Here is a 16,477-nt window from a genome sequence, read left to right on the forward strand (position 1 = left end):
AAGGCTGTGTCTGAGTCGGCGGGTGCGGAATAGCGGCGCGGTCGGCTATCTTCAGCCTTATGAGCATGGCGCAGCGTGAACGGCAAGCACTGGTGGTCGCGATGTCCGCCGCCGGGCCCGAGGCGTCCACCCTGTGCGGGACCTGGACGGTGCGAGATCTGGCCGCGCACCTGATCGTTCGTGAGCGCCGCCCCGATGCCGCGCCCGGCATTCTGCTGAAACCGTTCGCCGGATATCTGGACTCGGTGCAGGACAGTGTGGCGCGCAAGCCGTTCGACGAATTGCTCGAATCGGTGCGGACCGGGCCGCCGTGGTGGTCGCCGCTCAAGCCGGTGGACGCGGTGGCCAATCTGAGCGAAATGTTCGTCCACCACGAAGATGTGCGCCGGGCCGCGCCCGGGTGGGAACCGCGCGAACTCCCTGCGGCGGACGAGGCGAAGTTGTGGGGGCTGGTGCGGCGGATGGCGAAGATGTCCTATCGCAAGTCGCCCGTGACGCTGGTGCTGCAAACGCCCGACGGCCGTCGGGCGGTCGCGAAAACCACCTCCGGCGCAGAGGTGACACTGACCGGTCAACCCTCCGAATTACTGCTGCACGCCTTCGGCCGGGACGAGGTCCGGCTCGAAACCGCGGGTCCGGCCGAGGCGGTCCGGTCCGTTCTCGAACTCGACCGGTCGGTCTGAATCGGCCGCCCACCTGCGGGAAATCGGGATATCGGGGAGCTGAGACGGCCGATGCCAGTGTTGCGGATGGTCTGGATGGGGCCTTTGCGGCTAGCCTGAAGCAATGGCAGGTAAGTCCCGCAACACCGCGACGCCCCGGTCACGGGCGGGCGCAGGGCGGGAACCACAGCAGTCAGGAGCGGCCAGAGCGCGCAGCACTGCCACGTCTCGGTCAAGGGCGGAAACACAGCAGGGGGCAGCCGGAGGGAGGACTACCACGTCCCGGTCTCGTTCGACCACAGCGCGTTCCACCGCTCCACGCACCACTCAGCGCCGCACCGGCCCGACGCCCCGGGCCCGGGCCACCCCGCCGCGGCGGCCACCCGCCCGCGCCGCGCGCGGCGGGTCCAGCACCGCGCCCCTGGCGGTTTTCAGCCGGGTCGTCAGCGGCGGCTGGAACATGCTCGCCAACGGCCTCGGCGCCACCACCCGGACGCTGAGCCGCGCCGGCGATATCGAACACGGACATCGGCGCGACGGCATGGCGCTGGCGCTCATCGCGGTGAGCGCGATCGTCGCGGCCGCGGTGTGGCTGTCGGCGGGCGGCCCGGTCGGCCGCTGGGTCGAGGAGGCGATCCGCTGGGTCGCCGGATCGGCCTCGGCGGGTATGCCCTTCGCCTGCGCCGGGCTCGCCGTCCTCCTCATGCGCACCGAACCGCATCCGGAGATCCGGCCCCGGCTGGTCCTCGGCGGGATGCTGGTCAGCCTGCCGTTCCTCGGCCTGTGGCATCTGGCCGCGGGTGCCCCCGACGACGCGCACGGTCGTTCGCGCGCAGCGGGTTTCACCGGTTTCGTGGTCGGCGGTCCGTTGACCGACGGTCTGACCGCCTGGTTGTCGGTACCGATTCTGTTGCTGGCCATCATCTTCGGTCTGCTGCTGCTCACCGGCACCACCGTGCGTGAGGTGCCGCAGCGGTTGCGTGAATACTTCGGCACCGGCAGCGGTGGCGACGAATACGGCGACTACCGCGGCGAACAAGGCGAATTCGACCCCGCCGACTACGACGCCGACGGCTTCCCGCTGCACCGCGGGCGGTCCCGGCGCCGCGGCCGGACACCCGCCGAGAACTATCCGCCCGACGAGTTCGGCGATCCGGACGCGGTCACCGAGGCGCTGGCCGAGCCGCCGCTGCGGGACGCGAAAACCATCGCCACGGCAGCCGAATTCGGGGCCGAGGAGGCCGCGCCGGCGCCGAAGCCGCGCAAGCGCGTGCCGCCCAAGGTCACCGATCAAACGCCGCCCCCGCCGCCGAAGGAACCCGATTTCGCTCCGGAGCGCGTCATCGAGGGTGACTACACCCTGCCCCCGGTCAGCTTGCTCACCGACGGCGATCCGCCCAAGAAGCGCAGTGCCGCCAACGAATCGATGATCGAGGCGATCACCGAGGTGCTGGTGCAGTTCAAGATCGACGCGGCGGTCACCGGTTTCGTGCGCGGCCCGACGGTCACCCGCTACGAGGTCGAACTCGGGCCCGGCGTGAAGGTCGAGAAGATCACGGCGCTGGCCCGCAATATCGCCTATGCCGTTGCGACGGAGAATGTCCGGTTGCTCGCCCCGATCCCGGGCAAGTCGGCGGTCGGCATCGAGGTGCCCAACTCCGACCGTGAACTGGTGCGCCTGGCCGACGTCCTCAAAGCGCCGTCCACCCGAAACGACCACCATCCCTTGGTGATCGGCCTCGGCAAGAACATCGAGGGTGATTTCGTCTCCGCCAACCTGGCGAAGATGCCGCACCTGCTGGTCGCGGGTTCCACCGGTTCCGGCAAGTCGAGTTTCGTGAACTCGATGCTGGTGTCGCTGCTCCAGCGCGCCACCCCGGACGAGGTCCGGATGATCCTGATCGACCCGAAAATGGTGGAACTCACGCCCTACGAAGGCATTCCGCACCTGATCACGCCCATCATCACCCAGCCGAAGAAGGCCGCCGCCGCGCTGGCCTGGCTGGTGGAGGAGATGGAGCAGCGTTACCAGGACATGCAGGCCAACAAGGTGCGCCACATCGACGACTTCAACAAGAAGGTGAAGTCCGGTGCGATCACGGCCCCGCTGGGCAGCGAACGGGTCTACCGCCCGTACCCGTACATCCTCGCCATCGTCGACGAGCTCGCCGACCTGATGATGACCGCCCCGCGCGACGTCGAGGACGCCATCGTCCGGATCACCCAGAAGGCCCGCGCCGCGGGCATTCACCTGGTGCTGGCCACCCAGCGTCCCTCGGTCGACGTCGTCACCGGTCTGATCAAAACCAATGTCCCGTCCCGCCTGGCCTTCGCGACCTCGTCGCTGACCGACTCCCGGGTCATCCTGGACCAGCCGGGCGCGGAGAAGCTGATCGGCATGGGCGACGGCCTGTTCCTGCCGATGGGCGCCGGCAAACCCACCCGCCTGCAGGGCGCCTTCATCAGCGACGAAGAAATCCACGCCATCGTCGATTTCACCAAGAACCAAGCCGAACCGGACTACCAGGAAGGCATCACCGCCGCCAAGGCCGGCGAGAAGAAAGACGTCGACCCCGACATCGGCGAAGACCTCGACGTCTTCCTGCAAGCCGTCGAACTCGTCGTCACCTCCCAATTCGGCTCCACCTCGATGCTGCAACGCAAACTCCGCGTCGGCTTCGCCAAAGCCGGCCGCCTGATGGACCTGATGGAAACCCGCGGCGTCGTCGGCCCCAGCGAAGGCTCCAAGGCCCGCGACGTCCTGATCAAGCCCGACGAACTCGACGGCCTGCTCCTGTCCATCCGCGGCGGCGACGCCCCGGACATGGACGGCGAGTAACGGCCTACTTCAACGCGACCCGGGTCCCGCCGGAGAACATCGAATCGTGGAATTCGATGACGGTCGGGACGGAGCCCTTCGGCACGTCGAAAACGAGGACGGCCTCCACCTTGTTACCCGGATTGATATCCGCCGAGAGATTCTTGTTCAGATTCAACTCGGCCATGGTGTCGTTGGTGTACTCGCGGCCCTGCTCATCGAGCAGTTTTTGGTTCACTCCGGAAAAGTTCCGCGGCTCGTTTCCGACGTTGTGAATGGTCACGTGGACGAGCAGATACTCGCCCTGCGCGGTCTGCTGCCAGAACTCGCCGGTGCCCACTACTGGAACCGGCGGGTCGACGGCGGTAACCACAAAGGCGAACTGGCCGTCTCGTACCTCCGATCCGGCCGACTCTGTGCGGCTTTGGGATTTGGTGTCCTCGGCGACCTCATTCGCGACGAGCGCGACGCAGCCCGCGAACAGGAGGCCGAAGAGGGCGAAAACGCCGAGCAGTACCCACGGCCAAATCCGGCGCTTGGGTGGCGGATACGGCGGTGGCTGATTGTAAGCAGGCGGCTGGTTCGGGAAGGGTTGTTGTGGTTGCTGTGGCGACGTGCTCATCGACAATCCCCTGGTAATCAGCGAGAAGGCGCTTCTCGGAGAGGTCGGCGGAGCGAGTGCTGCGCCGATGCCACATCCATAGCGAGATCACATGAATGCGTTACAGGGCACATTGTCGAATGGCGCGTCGGCCTTGGCGGGTCGCCGCGGAATCGGGTCTGTCGTCCTCAGTAGCCGAGCCAGCGGAGGCTGGAATCGCTGGCCGTGTTGCAGGTCAGGTTGCGGCCGTCGGCGGACTTGGCTTTGCGGCCCGGGGTATCGCAGGGTGCGCCCAGGGTGGGCTGGCCGTCGGCGGAGGGGATTTTGGTGGCGGAGGGTTTTGTCGTGGTGGTGCGGTCGCTGGCGGATCCGCAGGCGTAGGTGATGCCGAAATCCTCGGAGTCGATTTGGCCGAGGCAGCCGAAGGGTTCCGCGCCGGCGGAGCTGAGCTGGGCGGCGATGCCGGCGGATTCGTTGACGCAGAACAGGCCGGCTTGGTCCATGCGGCAGTCGAATTCGTTGAAGGTGATGCGGCTGCCGTAGTTCAGGACGGCGCCGTCGCCGTAGGAGAAGTCGCCGGGGTCGCCGGCCAGGCGTCCGATGCCCAGTTGGGTGCCGTGGAGGGTGGTCCAGCTGCCGACCCAGTTGCCGTGGCTGGGGGCACCCTCCGGGCGGTCCGGCGGGTTGTCGTACTGCACAAGGCAATTCATGCCCGGCCGGGCGGTGCCCGCATTCCGGGGTGACATGCAGCGGAGCTTCTTGGACGGGCTGCTGAAGGCGACGGCCGCGCCGAGATCGGTGACCTTGCCGTCGCGCGAATCGGTCGCGCTGTGGAAGGTCTTCAGATCGACCGGGGTACCCGCCTTGACCCACGCGACGACTGTCGCCAGCGACGCGCCCGGCGCCGGGACCGGCAGCGTCCGTGCGGATGTAGTGGGCGCCGGTGTCGTCTGCACCGCCGCGGCCGGAGCCGCGTCACCACCTCCATCGGATTTGTTGAACGCCCCGTTGACGAACAACCCGCCGACGGTAAGCACACCACCGACCAGCAACGCCGTCAGCCCGATGATCACCCACTGCTTGACCTGCGGCGATTTCGGCTCGTCCTCCGCCCACGGTGCTTCCTGGTCGCCCTGGACCGGCGCGAACACCTCGGTGCGCTGATCCCACGGCTCCTCCGGCCCACGGTATCCGGATGCCATCTGTCCTCCATCACGATCGATCATGGGCATACCGGAACATGGCCTGTGCCCGTCGCGAGCATACGACGCGTCCGACCCTGTCGCGCAACGATCTTCGGCCAACCACGGTGGCTCATCGTGGAGTCGAACCACGCGATCGGGCCTTATCAGAGTCCGTCGGCAACCGTGCATGAGCCGTAACTGTAGTGCCAGGATTCGAACCCGGACCCGCGAAGTCAAAGTCCGCGATGCTGCCCTTACACCACACTCCAGTGCGCCTGGGAGGACTCGAACCTCCAACACCCTGCTTCGTAGACAGGTGCTCTTCCGCTTGAGCTACAGACGCGGACCCGCGCGAACACGGGATCGGTACCCATGGGTGGATTCGAACCACCGACCTTCGCCTTCGGAAGACGCTGCTCTATTCCGCTGAGCTACACGGGTTTGTATTCAGTTGGGCTACGAGGGAATGGATGGCACACGAAGAAAAGGGGGCCACTCCTGGCTGGGTAGCCGGAGTGACCCCGATAGGTCTGCTCGAAAGAGACCTCAGGGGCGGCTCCGGGACGCCGGGATTCGCTGCGCCGGCAGCTGGACTCGGCTACGCGAAATAGCGGCGAGCGCGCTGCGTCGCCGGTGTTGGATCTGCGCGATCATGGCCTTGTCCTTTCTGAAGTGCTCTCAACTGTTGTCTATGACGCTAACACTCGGACCGGCGCGGGAAAACCGATTAAATTTCGCGGCTAGGGAGTGTCGAGCCTGCCTGCTTTGACGGCGACCCAGGCGAGGCTGTCGTGCACGATATCGCTGTGCGCGCCGAAGGGCGCACGGCCGTTCGCCACCGTCGCCGAGGCGTCGATGTTGATGAGTTGTCCAGTGGCGAAGGGATATTCGGTGCCGACCGGCCGCAGGTCGACCTGCGGGACGTCGAAGGCGCCGACCGCGCCCATCGCGGTCCACGGGTTGTCGCCGTGCGCGCCCGCGGCGTTGTCCCGGGCGACCTTGGACGCGAGCGGATAGAAGTTGCTCAGCGCGCCGTCGTGCTGGGAGAAGCACACCGAAACCGGCCCGTCGACCCGTCCGGCCCGTCCGGCCAAGCCGCCGCGGCGATTCCGATCGAACGGCAACGGATCCGCGAACGAGAAACTCGAGAACGCACCCTGGAGCAGCGTGACGGATTTGACCGGCGACACCTGCTCGCCGGGAATTCCGTTGAGAGCGTAGGAAACCACCCGGGCCCCGAAGCTGTGCCCGATGAGATTGAGGCGCAGGCCGGGGAATTCGCCGTGCAGCCGACCGAGCAGTGGCCCCAGACCGCGTTCACCGACGACTCCGGCACGGTTCTTCATTTGCCAGTACGTCGCCGCCCGCAGCGCTTCCTTGGCGCCGTGCAGCACTTTCTTGAACACGTCCCCGAATCCGGCCGCGCCCCCTTCCTCCGAATCGAGGTCGACGCCGGATTTCCGTAGCTGCATAGCGAATTCGCGGAAGACCTCGGCGGGTTCGTTTTCCGCGCTGAGCATGGGCGGCACACCGACGTCCGCATCGTCTGGACCTTCGGAGTCGGTGTGCCCCGGGAAGGTGGCGATGCTGAATTCCCGCATCTGGTCGAACAATTCGTCGATGGTGTCCTTATCCGGCTCGTCGGTCGCCAGCAGTTCCGCGATCCGATCGAGTTGCTGTTCGCCGTCGGGGAAGGTGGTCTTCAAATCGCGCAGGGTGTCGGCGTCGAGCGCCGGCGAGCCGGCGGCGACCGCTTCTCGGGCCTCCGCGCCCGCCGCTCCGCCGGGCGCATCGGCCAGCGGAGCGCCGTCATCCGATTCGTCGCTCCAGCGCTCCGACGGCCAGATCACCCCCACATACCCGATCCGCCGCGACCCGGCCCGCGGCAACGCGTCGAGTTTTCCGAACCACCGCTGATACAGGTCGACGGCTTTGCGCCGATCGTTGTTCCAGCCGTGGGAGAACAGCATCAGGTCACTGACCTCGCGCTCCCGCACGCCCGCGATCAATGCGTCCACACCGCCTGCCCCGGCGCCGTCCTTGTCGAAGGACACGATCCACAGCGGCTTGTCCCCAATGGATTCCGACATTGCTGTTCTCCTTACTCGCCGCGCTCACACCGACTGCATGGCGCGCATCAGGTCGACGATTCCGCCGCCCTCGAGGTAGTGGTCGCGACCGAGCGAGGTCGCCGACTCGACGAAGATCCGTTTGACCGACTCGGGGTCGCCGACGAACTCCCGGCGCACCGAGAGGAAGGCCGCGATAGCGCCCGACACGTGCGGGGCGGCCATGCTGGTGCCGCTCTGCTCGATGTAGACGGCCGCGTCCTCTTCGTTGCGGCCCAGCGACCGGAAGGCGTCCTCGCCCAGTTTGCCGGTGCCCGCCGAGGTGATCCGTTCGCCCGGCGCGACCAGATCCGGCTTCAACCGCCCGTCTCCGGTCGGCCCGCGGGAGGAGAAGTAGGAGATGCCGAAGGTGTGCGGTGCGTCGCGGTGCGTGGAGCCGACGGTGATGGCGCGCTTGGCGTTTCCCGGATCGTTGATGGTCATGCCGGTGCTGAACCGGGTCGGCGCGTTCCGGTCTTCGACGAAATGGCTGACGTAGGCGGAATTGCCGGCCGCGACCACGACGATCACCCCGCTGCGGACGAGTTTGTCGACGGCCAGGCACAGCGGGCTGCTGCCGCAGGCGTACCACTGCGGATCGAAACCGTATCCGAGACTGAGGTTTACGCCGTGGATGCGGGGCGTGCCGTCGCTGGCCGCGTTGACCTTGCGCACGTAGGCCAAGGCTTGGATGACCCGCCCGACCCGTGCCGATTCATTGCCCTTCGCACCCAGCACCTTCAGGCTGACCAGCCTGGTGTACGGGGCGATCCCGGACAGCCGCGCCGGGTCGACGGTGCGCCTGCGCAACTCGGCGCCGTCGGCGGTGTTGTACCGATTCTCGGTGACGACAACCCGTTTCGTCTTGGCGTCGAGGCCGCCGGCGATGATGCCCGCGACATGGGTGCCGTGCCCGGCATCGTCGACGAGCGCGCCCTCGCGCACGGGCGGACCATCGCCGGGGCAGGTGCGGTGCAGGTCGCGCACGGATCGGTGGCTGAGGGTCGAGTGGGCGCGGAAATGCGCGTGCTTCTCGTCGATGCCCGAATCGACCACCGCCCAGACGATTCCCGCGCCGAACGCGTTGAACGAACGCTGGGCGGCTTCGGCTTTGATCGTCACGAAGGAACGGTCGATCTGCACATCGACATCGAAGTCCGGCCAGATGCTGTGCAGGGCCCGGGTGCGCAGCGTCGAGGCCACCGCGTCCGCCGCCACCAGCCCCTCGATCTGGTCCGGGGTCAACCATCCCGTGGCGTACTCCTCGGTGAGGTGATACGGGACGCCGGTGTCCGCCACCAGCTTCCACAGCGTCCTGAGCCGTTTGAAGGAGGCCTTGAGCCCGCGCCCATGGCTGAAGTTCAGCTCGATCATGATCGCGATCGGGTCATCGATACCGCGCGGCAGCGGGATATTCGCGTCGGCGGATCGCGCCCGCTCGGAACGGCGCGCCTCCAGGGTCGCCCGCAAGGGCGGTGCGATGACTCCCGCCACGGGTACTCGGCCCGGATCGCCCGCCGTGGCCGGGCCCCGTTTGGGCACGTAGCTCGCCGCGCGCACGTCGGCTTCGACTGCCGCCTCCCGTCCGGCGGCGGTGAGTTCGATCATCGGTTCCGGCGCGGCCAGGCCGGCGTCACGGAGTTTGCCCAGCGCGGCGGTGACCATGGCCCACCACATCGGTTCGCCGCCGATCGAATCCCGTTCGCCCGCTTCGAATTTAGCGGCGAACCGGGCCGCGATCATAGTCAGCAGCGTCTTCTGATTGACCTGTTTGCCATGGGGCACGGTAACCAGGACCGACAGCACTCTGTCTTTCCAAACCTCGATGTCACCAGCCATGACTTCGGCTCCACATTGCTAACGCACCGTTCGTGCGATCTTCAGTATCCAGCAGTCATCGCCCCAGGTCATGGGTAGTGCACTACTCGATTCCCCACAGTTGGGAAGCGAACACACTGGACGCAGTCCGAGCGCGGCTCAGAGCAGAGGGAGCCAGATAGTTGTCTACACAAATTTCGGTCGATCGGCCCGGGGCCGATGCGGAGATCGATGCGGAGCCAGCCAATTCCCTGGTGGAACGAGGGCTTGCGGATAGTCCGCCACCCTATCCGCACGGGTGGTTCGCCGCCGCGTTTTCCAGCGACATCCGGCCGGGGACCATTCTCACCCGGAAATTCATGGGCCGCGACATCGTCGTCTATCGCACGAAGTCCGGTCGGCTGTGCGCGTCCGAGGCGTATTGCCCGCACCTGGGCGCGCATCTCGGGCACGGCGGCCGAATCTGCGGTGAAGCGATCGAATGCCCATTCCACGGCTTCCGCTTCGGAACCGACGGCAATTGTGTGTCGACGCCCTACGCGGGCGGTATGCCGCCGCCTGCCGCGCGATTGGCGACGCTGCCGGTCCGGGAATGCTTCGGCATGGTGATGGTGTATCACGGGGCGAGCGGCGAACCACCGTGGGAAATCGAGGTTTCCGCCGACGACGGCGGGTGGCGTCCGTTGCAGAAACGGAAGCTGAGGTTTCACAGTCATCCGCAGGAAGTAACCGAGAACGCGGTCGACTACGGTCATTTCGGCGGTGTCCACAATATGGGCAACTTCGGAGTGGTTACGCCGCTGACGATCGACGGCCCGCGGTTGCGGGTGACTTATCGGGCCGACAAACCGGTACCGATCACGGGCGCGGTGAGCGGTTGCTTCGATATTCGCGTCGACGGACTGGGCTACTCGATCGTCGAAGTCTCGCTGAATATCGGCTGGACGTTCCGGCAGCTGGTTCTCACCACGCCCACCGTCGGGCGCGAAGTAGACGCTTTCCTCGCCGTGAGTGTCCGGCGCTCCCGCCATCGCCTGGTCTCCCTGGTGCTGGCGCCGCTCGAACGAGCCTGGGGCAGGCTTGTCCTGGAGCTCATCGTCCTCGAGCTCGCTCGGGACCGGAAGATGTGGGACCACAAGAAGTACTTGAGCAAACCCGCCTTGGCGGGTGGTGACGGCCCGATCGGGAAATACCGGCGCTGGGCGCGGCAGTTCTACCCGGAGTTGCGTGATGGCAACGACGCTGAGTAGCGACAAGGCCGCGGACCACACGTCGAGGGGACTGCCCAGCGGGCTCGCGCCCGCCGCGCTGGTCGCGAGCCTGTGGGGCGCGAGTATCGCCTGTCACACGAGTCTGCGCGGATTCAGTTGGACAGCAACGATGCTGAGCCTGTTCCTCGCGATCAACCTGCTGATCTGCGCCTGGGAACTGGTGCTGTGGCGGTATCTGCCCGACATCCAGGAGGACTACCGGCAACACGGTTCCGAACCGGCCGACTATCGCGTGATCGCCGATGTCTTCCGAACCCGTTCTCGCAGAGCCGGTTTCGATTCTCGCCACTGGTTCCACGTCTGGTCGTTCTACGCGCGCCTGGACCGCAGTTACATCGAGCGAAGCTCCTACGGTTTCGTCATAGACGTCTGCAACGGCCTGTTCACCTTGCTACCGAGCCTGCTCATCCTGGTGATGCTGACCTGGCAGGAGATGCCGGCCCGCTGGCTCGGCGTTGTCATGCTTGCCGCGTTCTACCAAATGCTGTACGGAACTGTCGCTTATTTCTTCGCCTATATCGTCAACCGGCGCGGCCACGCCCACCCGCTCAGCCGAGTCCTCGTCCTGGTCGGCGGATCGAACTCGATCTGGATCATCTTCCCCGCCTTCGGAATCAGCACCGCCCTCGGCCTGATCGGGTCGGGGAACTATTCCGGTCTGTGAGGGTGGGTCTCGGCTTGTCGTTCCCGATGAAGAAGGTCAATCCATTGCCCGCGCTGTCGCGGACGCTGGCTGCCCGCCCGATCGCGATGCGCACCGCGCCGGTGGTGCTGACGCTGGACCGGACCGTCCGGCGAATTACCCGGGGACGCAGCGGAATACTCGACGTGGCGGGGTTGCCCTCACTCGAATTGACTGTCGCCGGGCGGCGCAGCGGACTGGCTCGGACCGTGTCCCTTCTGTATGTTCCCGATCCTCGGGACCCGGATACATTCTTGCTGATCGGTTCCAACTGGGGCCGGACCCGCCATCCGGAGTGGTCGGCGAATCTGGCTGCCGCCGAGCGGGCCGAACTGCATTGGCGCGGTGAACGATTCGAGGTTGAGGTGCACAGGCTGGCGAGTGCCGACCGGGAACGTGCCTGGGAGCGGGCGGTGGCCTTCTGGCCCGGTTACGTGATGGAGCAGCAACTGGCGGGAGATCGAATCTTTCGGCTGTTCGAGTTGCGCAGAAGGGTGCCCCGAGCACATTGTCGGTTGTAGGTGCTCCAACCGGTTTCGCTATGTTCATAGGGTTGCTGTTCGTATGCCGGATAGATGTGGAGTGAAGTGCGATGCACTGGGATCAAATGACTGCCACAACGGAGAAACTGCGCACTCGGACGACGCGGCTGCGCAGTGGTGCGGGCCAGACCGGCGTCTTGGAGTCGATCCTCGAGGCGGCGGACGGACCATGGCTGGGCGACTTGGATGTCGACGGTCGCGGCACCGCCGAGCTGCGTATGCACCTGGCGGGCTGCTACCGGTTCGCCGCGGTGGTGACCAGCGCCGGCAAACTCAGCGAAGTCCGGATGACCGACACAGACGGCGACCGCACCCTGTCCACCAAACTCGCGAACCGCCGCGGCTGGGACACCGAAAAGATGCCCAAGCCGCCAACCTGGCTCGACTACGCCCTGAACTGGGTCAGCACCGCCAGCCTCTCCGTGGACCGCCGGGCCGTCATCGAATGGCACCTCACCGGCGCGGACCGCAGGCTCGCCGGCATGGACGACACCATCGACAGCATGCGCGCGAGCCTGCACGAACGAGAACACCTCCGCGCCCAGCTGGCCGCCGAGATCGCCGCCCTGCGTGCGGAAATGGACGCCCTACCCCAACCCGTGCGGTAGCTCCACCATCGTGGCTGTTCCCTCGACGAGATTCGAACTCGCAACAACCGCTGGGCGCTAGTGAATCACCGGTAGCAGGGCGAATGCCTGTCGCACCAGTGCGGAGAGATGGGGCGGATCGGCGGTGTCCTGGGTGCGTAGCTCCCAGTCGCGGATCAGGGCGGTGCGCAGGACGGCGACCGCGGTGCGGGCGGCCAGGTCGGCGGCGTAGTCCACCTCTTCGGGTGCGGTCCCGTTGCGGCGCATCCGGTCCCGCAGCGCATCGGCGATGGCCGATTCGAACTGAACCAGGAGCGACCGCGCCGAGCGGCCGAGCTGTGTGCGGGGTGGGCCTTGCAGAAACAGCCACAATGCGCTGGGTGTCCCGGAGGTGTCCGGGGCGTGTTCCACGGCGGCCAGCGCCGCCCGTTCGATCGCGGTCAGGGGTCTCTCGTCGTCCGGGCGGGCGCGGATCGCCGCGGTGAATTCCGGCAAACCGTCGATGATGTCGTCCACCAACAGCTCCTCCTTGCCGGCGAAGTACCGGAAGAAGGTCCGCTCGGTCACTCCGGCCTGGTCGGCGATCTCCCGCACGGTGGTCGTGGTGTACCCCTGATCGGCGAACAGGCGGGTCGCGGCCGCCCGCAGCGCCTCGCGCGTGGCGGCCTTCTTTCGTTCCCGATGACTGGTCTGCTCACTCACCGCCCTCACGATAGCGGTCCGGCCGGTTCCCGCGAGCCAAGAAATGTCAGTACTGACGATTGTCAGTACTGACATTTTATGCGAGTCTCTTTCCCGAACCGAAGGGATATCAATGAAGATTCTCGAACGCCGCCGGATCCTGATCGTGGCAGTGGCCGTGCTGGTGGCCGCCGCGGCGACCAGCATCCTCCAGCTGAGACAGAACACCCCGCCATCTCGCACGGCCGACCCCACGGATGCGATGTACGGGGGAACGATGAGCACGTGCTTCTGGAAATACGGTGCGGTCGGCGCGGTGCCCGGCACGGTCAACGTGGCCTACCCCGACGCCGACGCCGTGTACTGGACCGCCGCCTTCCGCCGCCCGCCGGGCAGCACCCTGACGCTGTCGGGAACATTTCCCCATGCTCGCTACACATCGCTGATCAGCTACGACAACTCCGGCAGAGTTATCGACGGACTGGCCGACTATCAATACGAACCCGATGCCGGGTCGGTCAACCCGTTCCGTCCGGGCGCTCCCCGTGGTGGTACCGACCATTACACCGTGACCGTCGCCGAGCAACAGAACCTCGACCCGGTCACCGGTAAGCCCCGCTTCAACCGCAACCCGAAATACGGTGAGGCCCCGCGCAATACCCTGTACGCCCGCCCGGACACACCTAATACCGAAACCGTCGACGGACGCGATTACGCCATCGAATCCGTCACTTTGCGCACCTACGTGCCCGACCGAGGCACCGACCTGAACGGTGGCGTACCGCTGCCCGAGCCGCGACTGACCCTCGCCGACGGCACCCGGCTCACCGGCCAGGGACTCTGCGATGCCATCGACTCCGAATCCAAGGACCTTCTCGCCCACGGTCTGCCGCCGCGCGGCGCCGCCGCCGACGCCCTCCGCCTGGACGACAGCACTTTCGCCGCACTGCGTCATCCCGAGGCCCTGGCTCAGCCCTGCAATGTGCTGGCCCCGACCGGATGCCCCACCGATTACACCGTTCCACCAGCACTTGTGCAGCAGCCGCGCCCGATCGCCGACCCGGCTACCTTTCCCGCCACCCCCGAGGCGAACTGGCGCGCACAGTACGACCGCCGGTACCTACTGCAGCTCTACACCGGCGACGACGCGCCCGGCGCGAACATGAACCCACAGCGCGCCGGTGGCGGCGGCTTCTTCCCCAATATGCACAACAACTACGTTCGCGACGCCCTCAATCACCGCCTCGGCGACGTCGTGGTGCTGCGCGGCAAGCTGCCCACCTCGCCCCGCACCGAAGGCGGCGCGACCACCTTCCCCGACAACACGTTTCAGACGCGCTACACCTCGTTCTGCATGACCGAGTCGATCCAGACCACCCGAACCATGAACTGCGTCTACGACGAGCAGATCGCCACGGATCCGGAGGGCTACTACACCATCGTCATCAGCCGCGCGGCCGATCGCCCCGCCAATGCCGATCCGCGATGCGGGCGTACCTGGCTGGAATGGCAGACGCCACAGGACACCGACCCGGACTTCGCGTTCATCCAGATCCGCAACATGCTGCCCGACCAGTCCTTCGCCCAGGCCATCCAGAACACTCGGACCCCGGGTGATGAGAAGGCCGTCATGGGCGATTACCTGCCCACGGTCACCTACATGAGTAAGGACCAGAGCGAGACCGCCGGCTGCCAACCCTGACGCACTGTCAGGTGGAGCGCTCGTACACAGCAGAGTCAGTGGTCCGGCGCGACAAGCGGATTCGACTATCGGCGGTTTCTGCCCTTTCAACAGCAATTTCGCGTCCTTTCGGTCGCGATGGACAGGAGTGATGAACTGATGAGCTGGTCGCGATGTGTGCGCCCGGGAACCGTTGCCGCCGTGTTGGCTTTGGCCACGGCGCTGGCGGTTCCGGCGTGCAGCAGCAACTCTTCGGAATCGGGTGCTGGCGGCACCTCGTCTCCGGCGCCGGCCGGGCACGGTCCGGCGCGGAATCCCTATCTGGCCGCCGACAAGTACGCCGTCACCCACCTGGACTCGAGCCAGTCCGACACCTTCGACGATCCGGTGCCGCCGGGCACCTTCCACATCGATCCGGCGCAGATGCCGCGTGTCGCGGTGGGCCCGGTCAACATCATCACCCTGGCCGCCACCGACCCGAAGTACCGATGGATCTCCTCGTCGGCGGGCGTGCGATACGTCGACGTTGCCGACGGCGGGTTCAAGGAAGTCGCCGGGATGGACGCCCCCGGTGTCGCACCGATCCCCGCGCCGGCGTTGGACTCGGTCCTGAATCAGAACTTCACCGACGTCGCCCAGATCAAGGACGCGGTGCGGCAGGACTGGGGCGGGATGAACTGGACGCGGATCGCGAACGGCGTCTACAGCCTGGTGGACAAGGACAATCGTGTCTACTACACCACCAACGACTCCCAGCTGTACGTGTTCGGGCTCGTGAACAACGCCAAGCCCGAAGACGGAATCAAGGTCATCAAGCACCTGGACCTGAAACCGTTCCTGGGCACCGGCACCACCGCCACGGGCCTGCGGGAAAACGTGGTCGGGGTGAACCTGACCTACGACGGACGCCTGCTCGTGGCCTCCACCCGTGAGCTGCTGGCCTTCGACCGCACCAACCTCGACGCCCCGCCGCAGCGGGTGCGTTTCGGTGACGACGAGACCGTGTCGAACTCGATGTCCATCGACGAGGACAACGGTATCTACATCGCCTCGAACAAGATCATGCGCAAGATCGTGTGGACCGGCTCGAAACTCTCGACCGACGAAGCCGACGGCGCGTGGTCCTCGCCCTACGACACCGGCCGCCGCCCCCCGGCGGTGAAGTTCGGCACCGGCACCGGCTCCACACCCACTCTGATGGGGTTCGACGGCAAGTCCGACGAGCTGGTCGTGATCACCGATGGCGCGGACCAGATGAATCTGGTCGCGTTCTGGCGCAACAAGATCCCCGAAGGCTTCCAGCAGAAGCCCGGCACCAAATCCCACCGCATCGCCGACCAGATCCAGGTGACCGCGGGCCTGCCCGACCCGCTCCCGGAATTCGTGCAATCCGAGCAGTCGGTCGTGGTCGATGGGTACGGCGCGTTCGTGGTCCAGAACATCGGTGCGGGCGGCCAACCCGACCGGCTCATCGACGTCCTCGCCAACGGACCGGTCGACACCCCGCCGCACGGCATGCAACGCTTCGAATGGGACCCCGCCGGACACCGCTGGACCTCGGTCTGGGCACGCGGCGATGTCGCCTCGACCTCCATGGTCCCGGCCGTCTCCACCAGCACCGGGATCGTGTTCGTCAACGGCTACAGCAAAGCCGACGGCTGGGAGGTCACCGGCCTGGACTGGAAGACCGGAGAAACCGTGCACCGCACCATCTTCGGTCAAACCAATCTCGGTAACGGCGCCTACGCCATCATCGAAGCGCTGCCCAACGGCGACCTGCTGTTCAACAGCATCGGCGGACCCTTCCGCGCCAAGATCGTCAAGTAACCCCGGCACCGACGC

14 protein-coding genes and 3 tRNA genes are annotated in these 16,477 nt (G+C 66.4%); 8 read left to right on the plus strand and 9 right to left on the minus strand.

The window, feature by feature from the left end; genetic code table 11:
* Window positions 1-59 precede the first annotated feature (59 nt).
* On the plus strand, window positions 60-683 hold the full coding sequence (locus tag AB0M14_RS12390) for a TIGR03085 family metal-binding protein (protein WP_364992903.1): 624 nt from the start codon (window positions 60-62) through the stop codon (window positions 681-683).
* Between the two features lie 306 nt (window positions 684-989).
* On the opposite strand, the gene AB0M14_RS12395 is transcribed toward AB0M14_RS12390, so the two are convergent.
* On the minus strand, window positions 990-1,124 hold the full coding sequence (locus tag AB0M14_RS12395) for a hypothetical protein (RefSeq protein ID WP_364992906.1): 135 nt from the start codon (window positions 1,122-1,124) through the stop codon (window positions 990-992).
* On the opposite strand from AB0M14_RS12395, the gene AB0M14_RS12400 reads away from it, so the two are divergent.
* A complete protein-coding gene (locus tag AB0M14_RS12400) occupies window positions 1,123-3,501 on the plus strand; it encodes a DNA translocase FtsK (protein ID WP_364992911.1) in 2,379 nt (792 codons plus the stop codon). The genes AB0M14_RS12395 and AB0M14_RS12400 overlap by 2 nt on opposite strands.
* 4 nt (window positions 3,502-3,505) lie before the next feature.
* Here AB0M14_RS12400 and AB0M14_RS12405 read toward each other — a convergent pair whose 3' ends face one another.
* The 7 genes from AB0M14_RS12405 to AB0M14_RS12435 form a co-directional block, all read right to left on the minus strand.
* Window positions 3,506-4,102 (minus strand): DUF4352 domain-containing protein, encoded by a 597-nt coding sequence (locus tag AB0M14_RS12405; RefSeq protein WP_364992915.1) that lies wholly within the window; start codon window positions 4,100-4,102, stop codon window positions 3,506-3,508.
* A gap of 167 nt (window positions 4,103-4,269) precedes the next feature.
* Window positions 4,270-5,283, minus strand: coding sequence for a hypothetical protein (locus tag AB0M14_RS12410; RefSeq protein ID WP_364992918.1), 1,014 nt, complete (start codon window positions 5,281-5,283; stop codon window positions 4,270-4,272).
* 180 nt (window positions 5,284-5,463) lie between these two features.
* Window positions 5,464-5,534: transfer RNA gene (locus tag AB0M14_RS12415), tRNA-Gln, on the minus strand.
* A 1-nt stretch (window position 5,535) separates the two neighbouring features.
* Window positions 5,536-5,608, minus strand: a tRNA-Arg gene (locus tag AB0M14_RS12420).
* Window positions 5,609-5,632: 24 nt separating this feature from the next.
* Window positions 5,633-5,706 (minus strand) — tRNA-Arg (locus tag AB0M14_RS12425).
* Between the two features lie 299 nt (window positions 5,707-6,005).
* Window positions 6,006-7,355, minus strand: coding sequence for a serine-threonine protein kinase (locus tag AB0M14_RS12430; protein WP_364992920.1), 1,350 nt, complete (start codon window positions 7,353-7,355; stop codon window positions 6,006-6,008).
* Between the two features lie 24 nt (window positions 7,356-7,379).
* Window positions 7,380-9,212: a S8 family peptidase gene (locus tag AB0M14_RS12435; RefSeq protein WP_364992923.1), complete on the minus strand. Its 1,833-nt coding sequence runs from the start codon at window positions 9,210-9,212 to the stop codon at window positions 7,380-7,382.
* Between the two features lie 233 nt (window positions 9,213-9,445).
* Here AB0M14_RS12435 and AB0M14_RS12440 point away from each other — a divergent pair, with 233 nt between their 5' ends.
* From AB0M14_RS12440 to AB0M14_RS12455, 4 genes are all read left to right on the plus strand, one after another.
* The gene (locus tag AB0M14_RS12440) at window positions 9,446-10,441 is read left to right on the plus strand and encodes a Rieske 2Fe-2S domain-containing protein (RefSeq protein ID WP_364992926.1); all 996 of its coding nucleotides are present in this window, start codon (window positions 9,446-9,448) and stop codon (window positions 10,439-10,441) included.
* Window positions 10,422-11,126, plus strand: a complete 705-nt coding sequence (locus AB0M14_RS12445; protein WP_364992930.1) for a hypothetical protein — start codon at window positions 10,422-10,424, stop codon at window positions 11,124-11,126. Before AB0M14_RS12440 ends, AB0M14_RS12445 begins: the two co-directional genes overlap by 20 nt.
* The gene (locus tag AB0M14_RS12450; protein WP_364992934.1) at window positions 11,123-11,665 is read left to right on the plus strand and encodes a nitroreductase family deazaflavin-dependent oxidoreductase; all 543 of its coding nucleotides are present in this window, start codon (window positions 11,123-11,125) and stop codon (window positions 11,663-11,665) included. Before AB0M14_RS12445 ends, AB0M14_RS12450 begins: the two co-directional genes overlap by 4 nt.
* Window positions 11,666-11,751: 86 nt before the next feature.
* Window positions 11,752-12,294, plus strand: a complete 543-nt coding sequence (locus AB0M14_RS12455) for a hypothetical protein (protein ID WP_364992938.1) — start codon at window positions 11,752-11,754, stop codon at window positions 12,292-12,294.
* A gap of 57 nt (window positions 12,295-12,351) precedes the next feature.
* Here the strand turns inward: AB0M14_RS12455 and AB0M14_RS12460 are convergent, their stop codons facing one another.
* On the minus strand, window positions 12,352-12,975 hold the full coding sequence (locus AB0M14_RS12460; protein ID WP_364992941.1) for a TetR family transcriptional regulator: 624 nt from the start codon (window positions 12,973-12,975) through the stop codon (window positions 12,352-12,354).
* A gap of 112 nt (window positions 12,976-13,087) precedes the next feature.
* Here AB0M14_RS12460 and AB0M14_RS12465 point away from each other — a divergent pair, with 112 nt between their 5' ends.
* A complete protein-coding gene (locus AB0M14_RS12465; protein WP_364992944.1) occupies window positions 13,088-14,656 on the plus strand; it encodes a hypothetical protein in 1,569 nt (522 codons plus the stop codon).
* Window positions 14,657-14,794: 138 nt separating this feature from the next.
* Complete coding sequence (locus AB0M14_RS12470) at window positions 14,795-16,462, plus strand: hypothetical protein (protein WP_364992948.1); 1,668 nt, start codon at window positions 14,795-14,797, stop codon at window positions 16,460-16,462.
* Window positions 16,463-16,477 lie beyond the last annotated feature (15 nt).

This window comes from Nocardia sp. NPDC051832 (genome assembly GCF_040681285.1).
Lineage (GTDB): Bacteria > Actinomycetota > Actinomycetes > Mycobacteriales > Mycobacteriaceae > Nocardia.

Coding starts and splice junctions, on each gene's coding strand:
- AB0M14_RS12410 (WP_364992918.1), bottom strand. CDS start 5,283: ATGGCATCCGGATACCGTGGGCCGGAGGAGCCGTGGGATCAGCGCACC.
- AB0M14_RS12435 (WP_364992923.1), bottom strand. CDS start 9,212: ATGGCTGGTGACATCGAGGTTTGGAAAGACAGAGTGCTGTCGGTCCTG.
- AB0M14_RS12470 (WP_364992948.1), top strand. CDS start 14,795: ATGAGCTGGTCGCGATGTGTGCGCCCGGGAACCGTTGCCGCCGTGTTG.
- AB0M14_RS12390 (WP_364992903.1), top strand. CDS start 60: ATGAGCATGGCGCAGCGTGAACGGCAAGCACTGGTGGTCGCGATGTCC.
- AB0M14_RS12405 (WP_364992915.1), bottom strand. CDS start 4,102: ATGAGCACGTCGCCACAGCAACCACAACAACCCTTCCCGAACCAGCCG.
- AB0M14_RS12465 (WP_364992944.1), top strand. CDS start 13,088: ATGAAGATTCTCGAACGCCGCCGGATCCTGATCGTGGCAGTGGCCGTG.
- AB0M14_RS12445 (WP_364992930.1), top strand. CDS start 10,422: ATGGCAACGACGCTGAGTAGCGACAAGGCCGCGGACCACACGTCGAGG.
- AB0M14_RS12400 (WP_364992911.1), top strand. CDS start 1,123: ATGCTCGCCAACGGCCTCGGCGCCACCACCCGGACGCTGAGCCGCGCC.
- AB0M14_RS12455 (WP_364992938.1), top strand. CDS start 11,752: ATGACTGCCACAACGGAGAAACTGCGCACTCGGACGACGCGGCTGCGC.
- AB0M14_RS12430 (WP_364992920.1), bottom strand. CDS start 7,355: ATGTCGGAATCCATTGGGGACAAGCCGCTGTGGATCGTGTCCTTCGAC.
- AB0M14_RS12395 (WP_364992906.1), bottom strand. CDS start 1,124: ATGTTCCAGCCGCCGCTGACGACCCGGCTGAAAACCGCCAGGGGCGCG.